General features: G+C 55.3%; 1 protein-coding gene. It reads right to left on the bottom strand.

What is annotated here, in order from left to right:
* Window positions 1-273: ATP-binding cassette domain-containing protein (locus SB765_RS29685; RefSeq protein WP_410932501.1), on the bottom strand; the 273-nt coding region annotated here is incomplete at both ends.

Raw genomic sequence — 273 nt, 5'->3', positions numbered from 1 at the left:
CATGCAGGCCATCGGCGAGATTGCGCACAGTAGTATCCAACTGCGCGATTTCCAGCACACGCCACAACTCTGCCTCGCTGGCTTGCGGCTTGGCAAATCGCAGATTGGCCTCAATGCTGGCATTCAACAGGAAAGTATCTTGCGTGACGATGCCCACGAAGTCAGCCAGGGTGTCAAAACTTAAATCGCGGATATCAACGCCATCGTAGCTGATGCGCCCGCGGTCGGCGTCGTACAATCGAGTGATCAGGTATGAGATGGTGGTCTTGCCAC

It is taken from the genome of Pseudomonas sp. SIMBA_067, assembly GCF_046534675.1.
GTDB classification, from domain to species: Bacteria; Pseudomonadota; Gammaproteobacteria; order Pseudomonadales; family Pseudomonadaceae; genus Aquipseudomonas; species Aquipseudomonas putida.
The sequence above is the reverse complement of the archived record's forward strand: the minus strand, read 5'-3'. Positions and strand labels throughout refer to the sequence as shown.